Here is a 1,674-nt window from a genome sequence, read left to right on the forward strand (position 1 = left end):
CGACCCTGGCCTCCCCCACGCCGAACTCCCGCGCCACGTCACGCAGCGCGCCGGCAATCACATCGGGGGTCACGGGGCCAGCGTACGAGAACCGCTCCCCCGCTACGCGAGCCGTTTTGCCAGCCGGACAGCCTCCCGCCGCCCCTCCTCACACAGCCGGCGCACCAGCATCACCAACTCGGCCGGCTCGAACGGCTTCGCCACCACGGCGTCGATCCCCTCCGGCAGCTCCCGCCCGCCGCCGACGCTGGCGCTCACCACCACCAGGGGGATGTCCCACGTCCGCGGATCGAGCCGCAGCCGATCCACGGTCCCGAGACCGTCGAGCCGCGGCATCACCACGTCCATCGTGATCACGTCGGGCCGGAACAGACGCACGACCTCCAGACACTCGGCGCCGTCGGACGCGGTCATGACCTCGAACCCGTCGAGCTCGAGATTGACCCTGATCAACTGCCGGACGACCTTGCTGTCGTCGACGACGAGAACCCGCCCTGAAGCGCCTGGCACACAGCCAGAGTAAGCGCGTACCACCCTCCCCGTCCGGCCTTTTCCCCAACTTCTACCCGGGAGTAGCCTCTCCCGCACCCACGTACGGAATCCGTGGTGCGGACCCCCCTCCCCGAGCTGGTACTGTTCTTCCCGTCGCCCCCGTAGCTCAGGGGATAGAGCAACGGCCTCCGGAGCCGTGTGCGCAGGTTCGAATCCTGCCGGGGGCACCGCAGATGGGGTGCCAACAAGCCCCGCGACCAGCGTCTTCGGCTGGTGCGGGGCTTATCTGTGTGTGCAGTCGGATGCCGCCATGAGCGGCCGTTTGCCGGTCGCTGTGGCGTATTCGTGGCGGGAGATCCGGGCTGTTTCCGCAGGTCGAGGGGCGAAACAACGACGGTCCGCCCATGCCGAGGCGCTTGAAAGGTGCCGGCTGGTCACAGGTACGTCGCCTTAGTTGTCAGCGCCTGTCTTCTGCCCATCAGTCACTGCGGCGGCAATCAATGCCACGAGGTTGTCGGTCCAGCAGTCGGACTCTTTCGTCGCTACTTCGACGCCGCATCCCCCGCAGACGAGGTTGGGGCCGTCTTGGCCAGCGAGCCCGCAGCAACCACTTTTACGTTGCGGATCTGGGTGAAGCGCCGTCCCAGGAACGTCGTCCGGGTGAAGGAACAGGAGGCTGCTGTCGAAGTTGACCTTGAAGGTGCCCGATGCCATCCGAGGCGGAACGACATCGTGGCCCGGCAACCGCTCAGGCCCTCTCAATGGTTCCCCCGGCACCACGTCGCTGGTGACAGGCTACTGACAGTCGGCGCAGCGAAAGATGGTCATGGGCCATTCTCCCGAGCTGCACAGGCACCACGTGGCCAAGACGCCGAGCCAACTGCGTTGGCCTACCTACCCCACCTAGCAAGGCTCTGTCAAACGAGTGGCTCTGGCCCGTATCCGGTGGTAGCGCTGTGTGATGTCACTGGAGGAGGATGCGGTGGCGGAGTAGGGCGAATCCGGCGCGGCCGTGCATCTGCCTCATGATTCGCTTGGTGCGTGTGTTGACGCCTTCGGTGCGGCCGTTGTGGTGGGGGAGGGTGAGTCCGGCGTCGACGGCGGCGCGGTCGAGTTCGAGGCCGTTCACGAAGGCGTGCAGGTGAGGTAGGTCGGTGGTGCGGACGGCGTTGATCCACTCGG

Annotated in this window: 2 protein-coding genes and 1 tRNA gene; 1 reads left to right on the forward strand and 2 read right to left on the reverse strand. The window is 66.7% G+C overall.

Annotation, left to right across the window (positions count from 1 at the left end; all coding sequences use genetic code 11):
* Positions 1–102: 102 nt before the first annotated feature.
* Positions 103–534 (reverse strand): response regulator, encoded by a 432-nt coding sequence (locus tag E1265_RS36040; protein ID WP_243741358.1) that lies wholly within the window; start codon positions 532–534, stop codon positions 103–105.
* A gap of 113 nt (positions 535–647) precedes the next feature.
* Here E1265_RS36040 and E1265_RS36045 point away from each other — a divergent pair.
* A tRNA-Arg gene (locus tag E1265_RS36045) sits at positions 648–719 on the forward strand.
* A gap of 737 nt (positions 720–1,456) precedes the next feature.
* Here the strand turns inward: E1265_RS36045 and E1265_RS36050 are convergent.
* On the reverse strand, positions 1,457–1,674 hold a 218-nt coding region (locus tag E1265_RS36050), incomplete at its 5' end, for a transposase (RefSeq protein WP_132935150.1).

Origin of the sequence: Streptomyces sp. 8K308, from assembly GCF_004348315.1 — a bacterium.
In the GTDB taxonomy this organism is placed as follows: domain Bacteria; phylum Actinomycetota; class Actinomycetes; order Streptomycetales; family Streptomycetaceae; genus Streptomyces.